Genomic DNA, 17,303 nt, shown 5'->3' on the forward strand with positions numbered 1-17,303 from the left:
AGTCGATTACTCGACTGTGCTTACTCACTCGTTGTTCAGTTTTCAAAGATCAATGTCTTTCTCATTCCGTCCCGCTCTTGCGACCGGAATTACAATATAGCACATTCACCCAACCAGATGCAAGTTTTATTTTTACTTTTTTCGATAAAAATTTCAGCTCGTCTTGGCCGGAATGACAATATACCATGGGGATATGAATAATGCAACACCATTCTGCATTTTTTTTACGAATGACCGCGATTCAGCATATCCTCTACCAATTCCTGCTCGAAGCGCTCTTTCAACGCATCATTGCTTGGCGCTACGGATAAGCTAATCTCTTTGTATTCGCGGATCATATTTTGAATGGCCTCCAAGTTGCCCCCCTGGGCGAAATAATCTGTTTGGGCAATAACATGATAAGCCACAGCTTGGTAAGCATCAGTAAAGCTTTGATCCATATTGGCGGATCCTCGGTAGTCGGTGTAATATCTTTTGAATGTTTCCATCAGTGTTTCGTTCATAGCCAAGCCACTCCTTTCAAGATAGAGAACAGTTTCCCACAAGAAAAGGAAGTTTATACAGCATAAAACATAACAGCTCCCCGCAATAAAACGCAAGGAGCCTGTTATGTGTACTTAACCTTTTTCTATATCTCTCTAAAAGTTCTTTTTTTATTTTACATCAATGGAAGATACAACTTGGTTTTGACCTTTAAGCTCCACCAGATGACCTTGTGTAAACCCACCTAGGTTGCCTGTCAAAGCTACATTAGCAGCTACGTTATACACAGTAGTTTGGTTTACGCCATTGATATTTTGAGTGATGGAAATCGTTGTGATTTTACCATTCGCATCAACCGTTGTACCGTTCAATGTACCTACTACATCAAAGGATTGGTTAACTTGCGCCAATTTTGTAACTTCTACGAATACAACTTGATTATTGAAGGAACGAACTTTAATTTCGTCTCCCACTTGAAGCTCGGAAGGAGCTACTTTCACTCCGTTGCGCAAAATGAATGCATCCGGGTGCAGAACATAGTTTGTTGTAACTCCCGCTTTCGTTACCGGAAGCACGTTATTGTAAACCGTAGCGTTCACTGTGCCTGCAGTCGCGTTTTGCTCATCAGGCATTTGCCCGCCAGTACGATCCAATAGAGCTGCCAGTTGGGCACGCGTTACGTTTTGGTTTGGTTTGAAAGTGTTATCTTCGAAACCGTCAACCAGACCTTTTGCGATAGCTACAGCTACATAGCCTACAGAACCTGCAGGGATTTGCTTCGCATCTTTAAATGTCAGCTGCGTGTTCATTTTCGCTTTAGCTTCGGACTCAAGTTTCAGAGCTTTTACAAGAAGTGTAGTTGCCCATAGGCGGTCAGCTTCTTTATTCGGTTGAACGGAGTCATCGCTCTCAGTGAAAAGGTCGTTTTCAAGAGCTACGGCTACGTATCCTACAGCCCAAGCAGGGATTTTGTCAGCATCTTTGAAGTTTAGTTTTGTTGCCATTTCAGTAGCGGATTCCGCTTGTTCACGCAAACCCATCAATCTTACAGCGGCTGTAATCGCTTCAATGCGGGAAACGGATTTGTCCGGTTTGAACGTACCGTCTTCGTAACCTTCGAATACTTGCTTGGATGCCAAGCTAGCTATGTATCGCATTGCCCATTGAGCGCCTTTAAGATCGTCAAAGTTGATGCGGATTTGAATGTTGCCTTTAACATTAATATTATTGTTATTATAAGTGCTGTTGATGCTGTTGTTTCCTTTGCCGCGGTCATCACGGTCATTGTGGTCGTTTCCTTTAGCGAACGCTGCAGAAGCGCCACCCATTACCATTGTAAATACAAGTCCTGTTGCTACAGCTTTCTTCAATAGGTTCTTTTTCATATCAAGTTCCCTCTCCCATATTCATATGATTGGTATAAATAATGTGGAGCCTTCGCGAAGGGTTCCTGGTTATGCTACAAGGATTCGCCATAGAGAAAATGTTTAGGGGGGTGGTGCTGAAATCTTTTGAAATATCAAATGGCCGTGTCTGTTAAATCACCTATGAAACTGCTAAACTAAACGATATAAAAGACTGTCGCTAAAGGAGCCCGTTCATGCGTTTACGTAATCCCAGAGTTCAACTCGTTATTGCTCTAGCCGTCGTTCTAATTGGTTTGTTAGTCTTCTCCTTTAGCAAACTCGGGCTTATGCAAACAAAAGTGAAACCCCTCGCTGATTCAACAACAAACATCACGAACTCAAATCTTCCTCCTGCTACCGTAGCGCCCTCAGCACCAGTGGCAGGAACCAAAAATGAGAATATTAACACGTATCCAACAGAGCAATTTGACGTCGTTGTCATCGGCAGTGAGCTGGAAGGTCTGTATTTGGCCCGGGCGGCGGCAGACGAAGGCTTGAAGGTAAAGGTACTGGATCCTCACAAAGCTTTTGGAGGTCAAATTCTTCAAAGCCAAATGCTGTTTCTGGACGAAACTCGCGACGATCAAGGTCATTTATTAGTACAAGGCCGTGCTAAAGAATTATTCGACGGGTTCCGGAATGCCAAAATTCGCAAGCTTTCCGAATTCACTTCCTACATGAATAAACTGATCTTGAATATTCCGGTCGAATCCGGCATTGTCATGAATGAAGTTGAGCAAATCAACACATCTGACAATATGCATAAGGTTGCTTCTATTGTGTATACGAACGCTCAGAATGAGAAAAAGAAAATTACAGCCGGCTACTGGGTCGAAAATAGCGATTATGCCGCACTCATCTCCCGGCTCGATGCTAAGAGACTGCCCGGGCTTGAGAAATTCTACGGACAAAAAGAAATCGAGTACATGAGTGCCGGTATGATGATGAAATTCAAAAATGTCGATTGGAAAAAGTTCAATACCACCTTCAACTCGCTGAAGCCTGAGGAAAAATCCAAAAAATTTGGCGGCGGCTATGTCAGTGACAGCTTTGCAATTGGACTCAGCGGCATGACAAAGGCTTATCACCCTTCCAATGACCGAGTGTTTCTCAGAGGTTTGAATGCGGTGAATCAAAGAGACGGGGAAGTATTGATCAACGCACTTCTTGTGTATACGGTCGACCCGTCCAAACCCGAATCCATCCAGGAAGCCGTTACACTGGGCAACAAGGAGACCGCGTCCATTCTCGGGCATTTCCGTAAAACATTACCGGGCTGGGAGCATGCCGAGCTTGGCGAACTGCCGACCTACCCGTATGTACGAGAATATAACCATTACGAAATGGATTATGTGCTAAAGCCGTCCGACCTGCTCTCGGGCACCATGTTCTGGGATAACGTCAGCATTGGCGGCTACCCGCTTGATTTACAAGGCACGAGTGCAAATAAGTGGGGAATTGAAATGGGGCGCCCAGATAAATACGGCATGCCGCTGCGCAGCTTTTTATTGAAAAATTACGAAAACGTCATTGCCGCCGGGAAAAATGTGGGCTCCTCAGCGATCGCTTACGGAAGCACAAGAATTCAGCCGAATACGAGCCTGGCCGCTGAATCGATCGGCGTCATCCTCGGCCAAATTCACGGCAAGCACACGCTTAGAGAGATCAAGCCGGAAGAAATGACGAAGCTGCAGCAGTATTTAGCCGACCATTACCAAATAAAGGTGACCGGAGTCACCGGCACGAACAAAATCAGCGGTTGGACCGAGGAAGAAATCAGAAAGCTCGATAGCGGAGAAATTACGTATCCGAGTTATGTGCAAACACGTAAGAAAACAACTGCGAAATAAACAAAGACCGTACATTCGTTTCCAAAACGATTGTGCGGCTTTTTTTACGAAAATTTAATGAAATGATGGTTGAAAAAACAGAGCTGCGGTCATATAATAAGCATTATACTTAACATCACTTAAAAACACTTAAGCGAAAGGAGTGAAAACCCCTTGTTTCAAGAGGAGAGGCTTATTTCAATCCTTGATTACTTAAAATTAAATAAGCGCATTACCGTTGATTTGATTTGTGAACTCTATGATGTTTCACGGGATACCGCAAGGCGTGACATGGTGAAGCTTGAGGAACAAGGACGCATTGTGCGGACACGCGGCGGCGCTATTCTTCCTACCCTTTCCAAAGAAGTAGGCAATTATGAACAAAGGCTGCAAGCCGAGTCATCCTCGAAGCTAACCATCGGGAGAGCTGCCGCAGCGCTCATTCAGGACGGGGACTATATTATGATGGATGCTTCCACCACAGTTCTCCAAGCTGCAACCGCATTAAGCTCCAAGCGCAATGTTGTGGTGACAAGCTCCATAGAAATTGCTGCGATTCTGACCCGCAAGGATGAAACGACGATCCATATTCTTGGAGGTGTATTGGACAACAAACACCATAGCGTATACGGAGCAAAAGCGATTGAAATGCTGAATGATTACCACGTCGATAAGCTGTTGATCGGAACCTGCGGGATTACAGAAGAAGGCCTGTCAGCTCCTAACGAAGAGGACTGCTATTTAGTTCGCGCCATGATGCAGCATGCTGACCAAGTCATTGTTTTAGCGGATCACTCCAAGTTCGGTAAACGGCTGTTTCACCGGGTCGTAGGTTTCGAAAGCATCGATATCTTAGTGACTGACCAAGCGTTAAGCCCGGAAATGAAAGAAAAATTGCTTGCAAGCGAAGTAGAAATCGTTCTGGCTGAAGGAGATGAATGACATGATTAAGCTTATCGTCAGTGATTTGGACGGCACATTGCTCGATCACAGCAAGAAGGTTAGCCCCAGAGAGCAAGCTGCCCTGAAAAAGGCGAAGGAAGCCGATATGATCCTTTGCCTGGCATCAGGAAGAATGAATGTGGAGATGCAGCAAGTATTAGAGGAAATTGGACATCGCGCCTATTCGTTATCGCAAAATGGCGCGTTCATCCATCTGGAGGACGGTACGTTTCTGAAATCCGAGCTGTTCAAACCTGAGTTGGCTTTCCAAGTGTACCAATTGTTGAAGGAATTTGACCTCGTCAAGCTCGTTTGCTCCGGGGAAGCGAATTATATCACGCATTTGACTCCGGCTTCCGACGAGGTTCAATCCCGGACATTCCGCCCTTTTATTCTCAAAGAGGACTTGGAGCCGTCATTGAGAGGTGAACTTCCCGTTTGCAAGTTCTCGCTATTTGGAGATATCCAAGTTCTCTTGACGCTTAAATCCGTCATGGAGAAACAGCTCGGCGATCAAGTCGAACTGTTCATCTCCGACAAGGATTGCTTGGACATTATGCCGCTTCAAGTTTCCAAAGGCAACTCGCTGCTCGTGCTGATCGAGAAATTAGGTTTGCAGCCGGAGGAAGTCGCCTGTATCGGAGACTCCTTCAATGATGTCTCCATGTTCGGCATCACTCCTCATAGCTTTGCCATGAAAGGCGCTCATCCGGATGTTAAACAACAAGCAAACTATCAGGTGGAATCCGTAGCAGAAGCCATTCATCATATATTTGCCTACAACGATAAATATATTGCCGAACAAAAAGGAAGCACGATGATATGAAAAAATTATTGATCATGGGCTGCTTGTCTTATTTGTTAACTGGCTGCACCCACGTTATTTTTGGCGCTGTATTGCCTGAATTGCTTGCGCATTACGGACGGAGCTACAGCGACGGAGGCCTGCTAGTGTTCCTGGAGTTCGGCGGCTTCCTTCTTGGCGTGCTAAGCATGCCCGCACTCAGCCGCCGCATCAGCCGCCGAAGCACCATCATTACGGCCTTTGGGCTGCTCTTTTTGGCCATGATCGCCGTCGTGCTGCTGCCCCCTTGGCCGCTAGCTGTATGTCTTTCATTCGTAGCAGGCGTGGCTTTCGGGCTCGTTGAAGCGAGCATTTCCACCTTTGTGTTAATGGCAGCCAAGGATAAGCAAGCTTCTGCATTCAGCCAGCTTGAGGTCTTTTTCGGACTTGGCGCTCTAATTATGCCGGTGATTTCCAGTCTACTGATTATGAATGGTTTATGGAAATACGGCTTCATGCTGCTGGGACTTAGCGCGCTTGCGACAGGCATCATCTGGTCGAAGCTCTCCTTGGGCGAGCACGACGAATTGCTGGATCACAAAGCGGACCGGACGAAGGAAAATGTTAAGCCTCCAGCCCTGACGAGAAGTTCTTTAACCTTCCTTATTCTGTTCATGCTTGTTTTCTTCATCTACGTAGGAATGGAAAATACGATCGTTAATTTCCTGCCATCGATCTTTATCGATCAAATGCAAACGTCAAGCTCTGTTTCCACTTTGGCGGTGACGGCTTATTGGATTGCTATGGTCATTGGGCGTATATTCGCCGGCGTACTTGCCGAGAAAATGACCTATTTCCGCTACTTGGCCGTTTCTTTTGGCGGCAGCTTGGTTACTGTATTTTTGTGGTTGTTCAGCACTCAGTTGTGGAGCAGCTTCGCAATTGTTCTTCTGCTTGGCCTCTTCATGTCAGGGATGTTCGCTGTCGCTCTTATTTATGCGAATCAATTGCTTCCGGGACGTACAGAGCAAACGACAAGCACACTTATCGCTGCGGGCGGTTTAGGCGGATCCGTTCTTCCGCTAGGCGTGGGCTGGGGGATGGATAGATTTCAAGTCGGCCTCTCAATTTGGTTTGTGTTAGCTGGCATGTGTATCGTGTTCGGAATTGTTGTCTATTCCCGGAGATGGAAGGTTCAGGCTTCAAGTGAACGGAAACATGAGTCCGCTATCGTGACATAAAGTTTTTCGAAGAAGGCCAGGTAAGCACAAAAGGCTGTCCCACAAGTCATAGTAATGACTGGGACAGCCTCTTTCTTTTTTCCTCCACGCGTTTACCGCAGCGCCTTCAATTGAATGAGGACCGCTTTCTCCTCGAACCGCACATCCCTTACCCCTATAAGTAAAGGTAAGTGATCTTCGATCGAAAGCTCTATCGGAGCAAGCTGGAGCCAGTCTTTTGGCAGCAGCAGCCCTTTGATCATCGTGTTCTGATGTCGAATGACGACATTTGGCGGATCCCATGCTAAGGTAAACAGCAGTTGGGCACCAACAGGCACTATGTCCTGCCACCTGACATTTACGTCAGCCACAAGGTTGGATCCCTGAAGCGTGAGCTTGGCCCCTTCGATTCGAACACCGTTAGGCAAAGTCCGATGGGCTGCCAGCTGTTTCTTAACAAGATTGTTCAAATCTTGCTCGCTTACCTGCACTTCCAGCTTCCTGTTCTTGGCGATATCGGCGATCTTACCGGCAATCGAGATTTCTTGATAGCTCAGGTCCAGATCCTCCGCAGGTTTGATGTGCCGGATGATCATCACCGCGGCGGCCGCAGCAATAACGATGACCGCTATGACGAAAACAAATAACTTTTTCAGCACGCTTCACACCCCGCAGAAGACAGATTTGGCGAACCGTACCGATTCGGTAAACGGCTACTCTTTGTTCTGCTGCTTTTCCTTGAGCCAGCGGGGAGCGCCCTTGCTCTTGCGGTCGCGCTCGCGCTGGGCTTTGCTCACGGCCTTGCCGCCGGCAGCCGTGGGCTTCGGCGCTGTCGGCTTCGCCGGGGCAGCGTTAAACTCGCGCGCGTCCGGCGCCGCGGCAGCATCGCGCAGGCCGGCGGAGCCGCTGCGCACAGGCGCTGCGTCCCTCGGGCGCGCAGCTTCACGGCGGCTGCGCATGGCAGCCGCGCTGCGATCCTGGGCCGGATCGACGAGCCGGCCCTCGTACATCGCCTTCGGCGCGATCGTGATCCCGAGCTGTTTCTCGAATTTATCGAGAATGAACTGCTCCTTCGGTGTCACGATGGAAATGGTCGTGCCCTCGCGGCCCATCCGACCGGTCCGGCCTACGCGGTGGAGATAGTACTCCGCGTTCGTGGCAGGATCCAAGTGAAAAACGTGAGTCACGCCTTCAATGTCGAGTCCTCTTGCCGCAACGTCCGTTGCCAGCAGCAATTGGAATTTCCCCTCCCGGAAGTTGCCCATCACTTTGGCCCGGTCCTGTTTGCTCGCTTCTCCGTATAGAGCTTCTATCGACAATCCAACATATTGAAGCTTGGCTACAACTTGAGCGATATCATCCGTTACATTGATAAATACGATCGCGGATTTGGGCTTAATTAAGCGTACAAGTCTTCGCAAAGTATCAATCTTTTCGCGCTCTTGGCATACCACGTACATATGCTCCAAAGTTTCCGCGGTGCGCTGGCTTGGATTGATTTTAATGACAACCGGTTCCTTCAGCCATCTGCCGGCCGCTTGCTCCGTGCTTTGCGGAATCGTCGCTGACACGAACACCTTTTGACTGGACTTCAGCATCCCTTTTAAGACAGACTCAACATCCTGCATAGAGCCTAACTCGAACACTTGATCCACTTCATCGACAACGCCGATTTTCACATGGTGCAGGGTCAGCTTCTTTATTTTCATAAGCTCAAGCAAACGCCCCGGCGTTCCGACAACAATATGAGGGTGCAGCCGAAGCTTTTCAACTTGTCTGACCACAGCCGCTCCGCCAATCAAAGATTGCGAACGAATAGGGCTGCCAGCCGTCAATTTTTCAATTTCTTGCATGATCTGCATCCCTAGCTCCCGTGTCGGGACAACAACAAGCACCTGCAGTTGTTTCTGCGTCGGATCGATTTGCTCCAGCGCCGGCAGTAAATAAGCTAACGTTTTGCCTGTGCCGGTTTGCGATTGAATAATCGCATCGCTGCCTTGTTTCAAAACAGGAATCGCTTCTGCTTGAATAGGCGTTGGCTCGCCAATACCCAGTTCTTTCAATTTATCTAAATACGTTTGTGTGATTTGCAGCTGTTCAAAGCTTGTACTCAATGGACGTAAACCCCTTTTCTCATTCAACCTAATGACCTTATTATATGCGACGCTGTATACCGATACAAATCAGAACTTTGAAAAACACGTTAAACGGCGGCGTCTGCCCCATACAAGCAGAAATAAGAGTCCGCATGGACTCTTTATTTGCCAGTTCCCCACTCTTCTAACAACTTTTGCTTAATCACATCTCTTGCCCGGAACAAACGCTGCCGCACAACGCCCTCCGTAACCCCGAGCTCGATTGCCATGTCCTTGTAAGATAAATTATGTATCCATTTCATTGCAATAATTTGCCGGTAGGACGGTGTTAGCTGATTAATATAAGCTATGATGGCTTCACGCATGAGCTTCAGCTCGACCTCTTGATCCAGGGGAACCAAATAATCCGAGGTTGGCGCCGACTCCTTGATGCACAGCATAAGCTCAGTTTCAAGTTCATCCCGGTTTCGTCTGTGCTTCCTGAGATGATTCAGGGTGACATTCCGGGTCAGCTTTTTAACCCAGCTTTCATATTTATCTATATCTTGAAGCAGCGGCGCCTTACGCACAGCCCGAAGAAAAGACTCTTGAATGATATCCTCAACAGCCGCATGATCCCGAAGAATAAAATAGATCATGGGATAAACGAGGAGATAGAACTCATGATATATCTGTTCTTGCACGCTCTTCTCTAAGGTATAGAAATCACTGCTAAATAACAATCTGAGAGACTTCGAAATCAACGCCCCCTAGCCAACCAGGTAAGAACAATCTCTGTTTCATATCCTTATTTTAGGGCAAAGCCAGGGAGTAAACAACAATAAAAACAAAGTATTATGGTAACATCATCCACTTCGTACTAATGTTGGCTTTTTTCGCGCAACCAGGCAAATACATCATCCAGCGCCTTCTCATCTTCTTTCCTGGGAAACCGGTGATCCAGTCCCGTAAACAAGGCCATGGTGTAGACTTTGCCTGCCTGTTCCAAAGCAGCAGCCAGTTTTCTTGCATGACCGATATCGACTTGCGAGTCCTGAGTGCCATGAATAATATAGATTGGCGTGTCGATCTCATGAACCCAGTGCACCGGAGATCGGTCCAAATAAGCTTCGACTTGTTTCTTCGGGTGCCCGACTACGCGCTTTAACATCCGCCGCAAATCCACGCGCTGTTCGTAGGTGTCCAGCATGTCGCTTACGCCTCCCCACACAACAACAGGTCCTACCCCGCTGCATTCTCTAGCCGCACGCATCGCCATAACGGCTCCGCGAGAAAAGCCGATCAAGGATACAGGACCGGGTTGTACTTCCGCCAAAGACTGTACCAGTGGGATAGCATGAAATAAATCGTACCTGTCTTCCCCCGCAAAATCTTCGCGCCCTTCACCGCCTTCATTGCCTCTATAATACGGCGCAAAGACGACATAGCCGCGTTTGGCCATGGAGATGATCCGTCGCTTCCGAACCATGCCGACACGTTTGATGCCACCCCGGCAGTAAATAACCGCCGGCCGCGGGCTTGTCCCTTCCGGAACGGCTAGAAGCCCCTTCACCTTTAACCCTTGGCTTACATAGGTAAGAATAAATAGCGAAATATGTTTCACGAAGCAGCATATTTGCTCTCTTGCTATTAATTGGCCATCTTGCAATTGTGCTGTGGACATGGGTCCCCCCTATTTTGACAGCTGTCAGATCATCCTATAAACTAAAAGTGTCTTACTATTTTCCATCCGAAGGGATGAAACTATGAATACAGATTTTGAGAAAGAATTCAACGCCTTAGTGGTAAAAACCGCTGAACTCATTACGGGAGACACTTCGCCTGAAATGCTTGAGAAAATAAAGATTTGGGCATTTTTTAATCACGTTCATAAGTCGCTCCCAGCCTTGACCTCCCATTGGAACCAAACGCATCCGGAAAGCAAAGCGGAGGTACGCCGTATTTTCGAAGAGATTCGTGATCTAAACCAAGCCCAACAAGCAAAGAAGCCTGACTCGAAGTAACTGCAATCACCTAGAAAAAGCGGAATCCCGGTCCATTGACCGGGACCCGCTTTATTTTTTATTCAGAATACCTGAGGCCAGCCGGTCGAACAACCGCGGAAACAGGTGAAACAGCTTGATTCCTACGCCTGCTACAAAAGGAAGATTCTTCTCCGGTATTTTTTTCTGTACAGCATGGATCAGTTCTTTAACGACTTTCTCCGGTTTGAGCATAAACCAAGCCACATTCTTCACATAGTTACCGCTCGGGTCTGCTTTATCGAAAAATGGCGTAGAGATCGGCCCCGGGTTAATCGCCGTAACCGAAATCCCCGTTCGCATCAGCTCCTGACGCAAGCTATTCGTGAAACCAAGCACGGCATGCTTCGTTGCCGAGTAGCCCGTAGATTTGGCCGAACCGATTTTCCCTGCCATTGAAGCAATGTTCACGATATGGCCGCTCCCCGCCTTCAACATATGAGGCAATACGGCTTGTGTGCACCGGACGACTCCCATGTAATTTACGTTCATCATGTCTTCAAAATGCTCCAGCGGCGCCCCTGCAAACGACTCAAATATCCCATAGCCGGCATTATTAATCAGAATATCGATACGGCCGAACTTGGCGATAACCTGACTAACCACGTCATTTACTTGCTGCGTATTCGTAACGTCCAAGGCGTACACGGCATGCTGTCCTTGAAGACCGGCTGCAATTGTTTCGAGCTTGTCTGTACTGCGGGCAGTTAAAACGGGGATCGCTCCCATTTCAGCAAATTGCTGTGCCATGACCGCCCCGATACCGCTTGAAGCACCTGTAATCAAGACGATTTTGTTCGAAATGTTCAACGTTATTTCTCTCCTTATCTCAACAGATTACAAAAAAAAGAGAACTGCTTATCACAGTGCTCCTTCATTCTATCATATGTATACAACATGATTATCCAAATGAATATCCAAAACTCATATTACGTAATTAACACTTGAATGTCCAATTCCCCTATGCTATCCATGATCAAAGGAATGGTTAGCGCCCGCTTCGGCACGAATCCGGCAGCCGTTGCCGATTCAACAAGCTTCGGAGGTGTGATATCTACTCTTACGCCTTGATTAAAGAGCATCGTACTTGCATTCCCGCTAATCATATTACCTAGCTCTGATATGGCGCTTTTGCCCATTTCGTCCATTTCCGTTATCACGAATCCGCCCATCATCGCGGAAACCATTTTCAATGCGACATCTTCAGCCAATCCGAATACAATATCGCCTTCCATTTGTCCGGTCATCCCGATTTGGATCCAAATATACTTTTCTACAAATTTGACGTCTTTAACGCCGAGCTGCCCCGTAGTTGGGCGAATGTTAGCAACCTGCTCGATGACAATTCTAGCCGACTCCAAAAAAGGATTAATGTACTCAGCGTTCATAGCTCCGCTCCGATCTCATTTGTGAATAAGTTCCACGCGAAAAACGACCTTTTTCAACATTATACCTAAAATACTAGGACAAGTATACTGTATTTATTCATAAATTAGTTCCTTATACTCACATACAGGTGCTTGCCATGGCTTCATACTAAAATTGTCGAATATGGTTTTATTAATCTGAATCAGCAGGAAAATGAACATGTAATCTGGAAGAATATATAAATATGTGTCGAATCCTGATATACACACGCATGTGTGCATGTCCCCTCAAAGGAGCGCTGAAAGACCACCATGATAAAACAGAAAACGACAATTCACAATTGGACTTTATACCGGTTTACGCTTGTTTATCATATTATCGTTCTCTTGCTGGTCGGAGTGGATCTCTTCATCTTGCATCAGCTGTCTTATGTGAAATCTCACCGTTTGATCGGAGGAGCAGCCGATATTGTTGTATTTGGCTCCGTGCTGGGGTTGGCTTGGTATGGGATCAAAAAAGTGAAAAGCAAAGAAGCCACCATTCTGGAAACTGCCGAGCGATATCAATCCTTATACGACAATCATCCGGACTCGATTATTTCGTTTAGCCTCGACGGCGAAGTGCTGTCCGCTAACCACGGCATCGAGAATCTGCTTGGCCTCGGACGCGAAAGTTGTATGATGACTTCCTTTATTCCGATGATAAACCCGCCGGATCTGCTCAAGGCTTTGCATCATTTCCAAGTGGCCTCTGCCGGGATGCCGCAAAATTTCGAAGCTTCTTTTGTCCATCAAAACGGATTTCCTATTCCTTCGAATGTGACCTTTGTCCCGACGAAGGTCGATGGCCAAGTGGTGGGGGTTTACGCTATTCTAAAGGATCTCACTGAAGTTAAAGAGCAAAAAAAGGTCATCGACAAGCTGTATAAGCAAAATCAGCTTATCCTTAACTCCGTATCCGAAGGCATTTATGGGATTGACATGAGTGGCCGGACTATTTTCTGGAATCAGGCGGCTGAAGCGATTACCGGCTGGAAAGTGGACGAAATGCTAGGACGGCAAATTCATAATCTGATTCGGCCTGAGATGGCGGACGGAACCCCTTATTCCCGCGAGGAAAGTCCCATTCTCAACACCATCATGAACCGGGGCGTGCCTATTTTGAGAGAGGACCTGTTCTGGCGAAAGGATGGCACCTCCTTCCCTGTCGAATATATGTCCAGTCCCATTTTGGAGGAGAAAGGGCACATTCTGGGTACGGTGATAACTTTTAAAGATATTACAGAGTTAAAAAAGACCCAAGAGCTGCTTATTAAATCGGATAAGCTGTCTGCCGTAGGCCAGCTGGCAGCAGGCGTAGCGCACGAAATCCGCAACCCTTTGACAGCCTTGAAGGGATTCCTTCAATTATTGAATACAAAGAATGCGAAGGAGCAGTATTACATAGAGATCATGCAAAAAGAACTGCAGCGCATTGAATTTATTGTGAATGAGTTCCTGTTTGTGTCTAAACCTCAGGCTACAAACTTTGCCACTCGAACCGTTGAAGGAATTGTTATGAGCACGATCGAACTCCTTCAGCCGCAAGCGCTGATGGAAAATATTCAAATCGAAGCCGATATTGCGCCGGATCTCCCCCTTGTTTCCTGTGACGAACGGCAAATTAAGCAGGTTTTCATTAATATATTGAAAAATGCACTTGAGTCTATGGAACTAGGCGGGATAATGCGTATCCATGCCTCAGCGGATCCTTCTAAGCGCAACATTCTCATTCGTTTCATTGACCAAGGTTGCGGTATTGCACCGGAGCGGCTGCCCAAACTGGGGGAACCTTTCTATAGTACGAAGGAAAAAGGCACCGGACTTGGGCTCATGGTTTGTTTCCGGATTATTGAAGCGCATGGCGGCTTGATGGAAATTCAAAGTAAACTGGAGGAAGGGACGACGGTTGAGATTACGCTTCCTTCCGCACCAATAAAAGACAACGAGGGAGAGTTCGCATCATGAACGGTTTTCTAATTGATTTGGATGGCACGCTGTACCGGGGGCATGAACCAATTCCCCATGCCGCTTCTTTCATCCGGTGGCTGCAGCAGCACCGCATGCCCTATTTGCTGGTGACGAACAATTCATCCCGTACGCCGGAGCAGGTGTCCGGGCATCTGCATGAGCTCGGCATCGAGGTTCCCGCGGCGGCGGTCTATACATCCTCGCAGGCTGCCGCGCAGTACTTGACCGAGCAGCGCGGCGGCAGCCGCGTGCATATGGTCGGCGAAGCCGGACTGCGGATCGCCTTGGAGGCGTCCGGCTTCGCCATTAACGGCACGACGACGCCGGATTACGTCGTCCAAGGCATTGACCGCAGCTTCTCCTATGAGAAGCTGACGGAAGCCGTCCGCCACCTGAAGGCCGGCGCGACGTATGTGTTAACCAACCCCGACCGCATGCTGCCGTCGGATGGCGGGCTTATGCCAGGGGCCGGCTCCCTGGCCGCTTCGATCACCGCCGCCTCCGGCGTAGAGCCGGTGGTGATCGGAAAGCCTTCGCCGATCATTATGGCTTACGCCATAGAGCGGCTCGGTCTTCCTGCCGCCGATGTCTGGGTCATCGGCGATAACGTGCATACCGACATCCGCGGCGGCGCAGTAGCGGGGTGTCGTACGGCGCTCGTGCTGACCGGCGTCGCAACGGCGGATAACGTGCACGAGCAATTGGCGTCGGCGGGCGTGACGCCGGACCTCGTCTGCGATGATTTGGCGCATTTCATCGCACAATTCAGCGCACTTGACAGGTCTTAGGTCGCTAAAGTTAAATGCCGCCTCCATTGGCACAACAAAAAAACCTCCAATTCCGCAGCATCTGTGGTTTTGGAGGCTTTATTGAATCTATTTTTGTCCCGGGCTGATCAATCCAATCGGTCCCAGTCCACTTCGGGAGGAGAGTCCTTCTCCTGCAAACGGCCTTCGCGGGCATCCTTTTGCAGCTGCTCCAGCCATTTCAACTCGCTGAAGGAGTGCTTATATGTGCCAATCATCATCTGTAAGACAACACGGGGTACCGTGTTTCGGTGCTCTTCATACAGGCTTTTCATTCTGTTCATGATCACTTTTTGAGCCAAAATTTTATTTTCAAGAATATTGGCTATCTTGGCTTGGTCGCCATGTACGGTAAATGGCAAAGCGACATAAAGCGGGTGATAGTGCTTAATTTCTTCATGCAGCTGCTCGATCAACAGCTCCTGAAATTTGCGCTTCCCGGCTTCGGTGATTTGATAGACGGTTTTCTCCGGCCGATTCGTATCGCGCACGACTTCAAGTGCTTCCACAAGACCGTCCTTGCGCAATTGATCCATGGCATAATACAGCGAGCCGTCCTGCAGCTTCATATAATTATGCATGCCTCTTTCTTTCATCGTTTGCCGGATTTCATACGTATGCCGGTTGGCTTCCATCAACAGACCGAGTATGACGAGCTTCATCGACATAGCGGTTAACCTCCTAGTGCCCTACAGAGCCGCTCCCTTTGACAGGGGCGCTTCCCACTTCCATTTTCGCATTCCCCATAAGCAAAATGAACGCGAGTCCGATGACGGCTAAAACGACTGTTGTTTGAAAAACGACCGCAATGGAATCTGCCAGTGCCGTCAGCAGCTTGTGCAGCACTTCGGCAGGAATGTTCGCCCGAACTTGCGGCTGCAGCAAAATGCGCGCATCATGAAACTTTTCAGCCATCGCAGGATCTTGTAGGGATTTTGTAATGTTATCTCTAAGTGAGTTTACCTGAATACTGCCGAATACCGCAACTCCGATAGCGGAACCTACGGAACGGAAGAAGCCGACGAGCGAAGTCACAGTGCCTCTGCGGCGGAAATCTACCTTATGCAGTGCCGACATTGAGGTGATCGGGAAGCAAGCGCCGATGCCGAGTCCCATCAGAATCATAAACGTCGTGATTACCCAGCGTTTGGAATCGATGGAGATTCCTCCCAAAAGCGAAGTGGCTACCAGCAACAGTGCAGCGGATACCAACATCACATTCCGGTAAGAGAACTTCCCGATGAAGCGCCCGCCTAATGCGGAGCTGACAACGACACCAAGCATCATCGGCGTTAATGTAGAGCCTGCACTTGTAGCAGAGCCTTCAAATACACCTTGAATAAACAAAGGAATATACGTACCGGCCGAAATCAGAACGGCCCCGTAAGCGAAGCTGACACCCATGCTTGCGGTGAACAAGCGATTTTTGAACAAATCCAGAGGAACAATCGGTTCTGCGGCAGATTTTTCAATCATCAGGAAGACGGCCAAGAGAACGGCAAATCCTGCGAACAAGCTAATAATTTGCCAAGAATCCCAAGCATATTCTTTACCGCCGAGCTCTAACGCAAACATGAGTGACATAATCGCTGCCGTCAGTAAAATCGTACCGCTCCAGTCGATTTTGGCCTTGCTGTGTTCCACGGACTCGTGGTACGAGAAAATAATGAGTAATAAGGATACGACACCGAGAGGAAGATTAATAAAGAAAATCCATTCCCATGTAACGTGATCCGTGAAATAGGCGCCGATAATCGGGCCAAGCACGCTCGACAAACCGAATACGGCTCCGAATAGCCCTTGCATTTTACCCCTTTTCTCCGGCGGGAAAATGTCAAAAATAATGGCAAACGTAATCGGCATCAGGGCGCCGCCTCCGATACCTTGGATGGCGCGGTACACGATGAGCTGGGTCATCGAGGTAGCCGTTCCGCATAAAGCAGAACCAACCATGAATACAATGATCCCAATGATAAAAAACAGCTTGCGCCCATACATATCCGACAGCTTCCCGAAAATCGGCATCGCTGCCACGTTCGCAATCAAATATGCAGAGAAAACCCAGACGAACTGGCTGAAACCGCCCAATTTAGAAACAATAGTCGGCATCGCCGTCGAGACGATCGTCTGATCCAACGAAGCCAGTAGAAGTCCTAACATCAACCCGACGACTGTCCATGTTGGGTTTGACTTGCGTGTTAACGACATGAAGTGAATCTCCTTTATCAATCAATTTTAATCATACAAATTATTATAATCAAATTTGAATATATCGCAATAAAAATCGCATATCTTCGTCCCTGTTTTTCCGAAAATATTGCCGACCCGGCCCTACTATC

The 17,303-nt window shown here is 48.0% G+C and carries 17 protein-coding genes; 7 read left to right on the forward strand and 10 right to left on the reverse strand.

From position 1 onward, the window contains the following. Positions 1–224: 224 nt before the first annotated feature. Both GC097_RS08685 and GC097_RS08690 read right to left on the reverse strand, forming a co-directional pair. Positions 225–503: a hypothetical protein gene (locus GC097_RS08685; RefSeq protein WP_171682946.1), complete on the reverse strand. Its 279-nt coding sequence runs from the start codon at positions 501–503 to the stop codon at positions 225–227. A gap of 150 nt (positions 504–653) precedes the next feature. Continuing rightward, the gene (locus GC097_RS08690; RefSeq protein WP_171682947.1) at positions 654–1,868 is read right to left on the reverse strand and encodes an S-layer homology domain-containing protein; all 1,215 of its coding nucleotides are present in this window, start codon (positions 1,866–1,868) and stop codon (positions 654–656) included. Positions 1,869–2,083: 215 nt separating this feature from the next. On the opposite strand from GC097_RS08690, the gene GC097_RS08695 reads away from it, so the two are divergent. From GC097_RS08695 to GC097_RS08710, 4 genes are all read left to right on the forward strand, one after another. Next, a complete protein-coding gene (locus tag GC097_RS08695; protein WP_246294080.1) occupies positions 2,084–3,739 on the forward strand; it encodes an FAD-dependent oxidoreductase in 1,656 nt (551 codons plus the stop codon). Between the two features lie 153 nt (positions 3,740–3,892). Next, positions 3,893–4,660: a DeoR/GlpR family DNA-binding transcription regulator gene (locus GC097_RS08700; protein ID WP_171682948.1), complete on the forward strand. Its 768-nt coding sequence runs from the start codon at positions 3,893–3,895 to the stop codon at positions 4,658–4,660. A gap of 1 nt (position 4,661) precedes the next feature. After that, on the forward strand, positions 4,662–5,486 hold the full coding sequence (locus GC097_RS08705) for an HAD family hydrolase (RefSeq protein ID WP_171682949.1): 825 nt from the start codon (positions 4,662–4,664) through the stop codon (positions 5,484–5,486). Continuing rightward, positions 5,483–6,685, forward strand: coding sequence for an MFS transporter (locus GC097_RS08710; RefSeq protein ID WP_171682950.1), 1,203 nt, complete (start codon positions 5,483–5,485; stop codon positions 6,683–6,685). Before GC097_RS08705 ends, GC097_RS08710 begins: the two co-directional genes overlap by 4 nt. Positions 6,686–6,777: 92 nt before the next feature. Here the strand turns inward: GC097_RS08710 and GC097_RS08715 are convergent, their stop codons facing one another. The 4 genes from GC097_RS08715 to GC097_RS08730 all read right to left on the reverse strand — a co-directional run bounded on the left by GC097_RS08715 (position 6,778) and on the right by GC097_RS08730 (position 10,423). Next, positions 6,778–7,323, reverse strand: coding sequence for a hypothetical protein (locus GC097_RS08715; protein ID WP_171682951.1), 546 nt, complete (start codon positions 7,321–7,323; stop codon positions 6,778–6,780). 54 nt (positions 7,324–7,377) lie between these two features. Continuing rightward, positions 7,378–8,778, reverse strand: coding sequence for a DEAD/DEAH box helicase (locus GC097_RS08720; RefSeq protein WP_171682952.1), 1,401 nt, complete (start codon positions 8,776–8,778; stop codon positions 7,378–7,380). Positions 8,779–8,921: 143 nt separating this feature from the next. Next, a complete protein-coding gene (locus tag GC097_RS08725; protein ID WP_312875637.1) occupies positions 8,922–9,443 on the reverse strand; it encodes an RNA polymerase sigma factor in 522 nt (173 codons plus the stop codon). Positions 9,444–9,619: 176 nt separating this feature from the next. After that, positions 9,620–10,423 carry an alpha/beta hydrolase family protein gene (locus GC097_RS08730; RefSeq protein ID WP_171682953.1) on the reverse strand — a complete coding sequence of 268 codons (804 nt, stop codon included), beginning with the start codon at positions 10,421–10,423 and terminating at the stop codon, positions 9,620–9,622. Positions 10,424–10,505: 82 nt separating this feature from the next. Between GC097_RS08730 and GC097_RS08735 the strand changes: the two genes are divergently transcribed. Next, positions 10,506–10,763, forward strand: coding sequence for a DUF2573 family protein (locus tag GC097_RS08735; RefSeq protein WP_171682954.1), 258 nt, complete (start codon positions 10,506–10,508; stop codon positions 10,761–10,763). A gap of 51 nt (positions 10,764–10,814) precedes the next feature. On the opposite strand, the gene GC097_RS08740 is transcribed toward GC097_RS08735, so the two are convergent. Both GC097_RS08740 and GC097_RS08745 read right to left on the reverse strand, forming a co-directional pair. Then, positions 10,815–11,591, reverse strand: coding sequence for an SDR family NAD(P)-dependent oxidoreductase (locus tag GC097_RS08740; RefSeq protein ID WP_171682955.1), 777 nt, complete (start codon positions 11,589–11,591; stop codon positions 10,815–10,817). A gap of 119 nt (positions 11,592–11,710) precedes the next feature. Continuing rightward, a complete protein-coding gene (locus tag GC097_RS08745; RefSeq protein WP_171682956.1) occupies positions 11,711–12,169 on the reverse strand; it encodes a chemotaxis protein CheX in 459 nt (152 codons plus the stop codon). Between the two features lie 291 nt (positions 12,170–12,460). Here GC097_RS08745 and GC097_RS08750 point away from each other — a divergent pair, with 291 nt between their 5' ends. Both GC097_RS08750 and GC097_RS08755 read left to right on the forward strand, forming a co-directional pair. Continuing rightward, complete coding sequence (locus GC097_RS08750) at positions 12,461–14,155, forward strand: PAS domain-containing sensor histidine kinase (protein WP_171682957.1); 1,695 nt, start codon at positions 12,461–12,463, stop codon at positions 14,153–14,155. Continuing rightward, the gene (locus tag GC097_RS08755; protein ID WP_171682958.1) at positions 14,152–14,946 is read left to right on the forward strand and encodes a TIGR01457 family HAD-type hydrolase; all 795 of its coding nucleotides are present in this window, start codon (positions 14,152–14,154) and stop codon (positions 14,944–14,946) included. Before GC097_RS08750 ends, GC097_RS08755 begins: the two co-directional genes overlap by 4 nt. A 107-nt stretch (positions 14,947–15,053) precedes the next feature. Here the strand turns inward: GC097_RS08755 and GC097_RS08760 are convergent, their stop codons facing one another. Beyond that, a complete protein-coding gene (locus GC097_RS08760) occupies positions 15,054–15,632 on the reverse strand; it encodes a PadR family transcriptional regulator (protein ID WP_171682959.1) in 579 nt (192 codons plus the stop codon). Positions 15,633–15,645: 13 nt separating this feature from the next. Then, the gene (locus GC097_RS08765; RefSeq protein WP_171682960.1) at positions 15,646–17,172 is read right to left on the reverse strand and encodes an MDR family MFS transporter; all 1,527 of its coding nucleotides are present in this window, start codon (positions 17,170–17,172) and stop codon (positions 15,646–15,648) included. Between the last annotated feature and the right edge of the window lie 131 nt (positions 17,173–17,303).

This window comes from Paenibacillus planticolens (assembly GCF_013141725.1).
GTDB lineage: Bacteria > Bacillota > Bacilli > Paenibacillales > NBRC-103111 > Paenibacillus_E > Paenibacillus_E planticolens.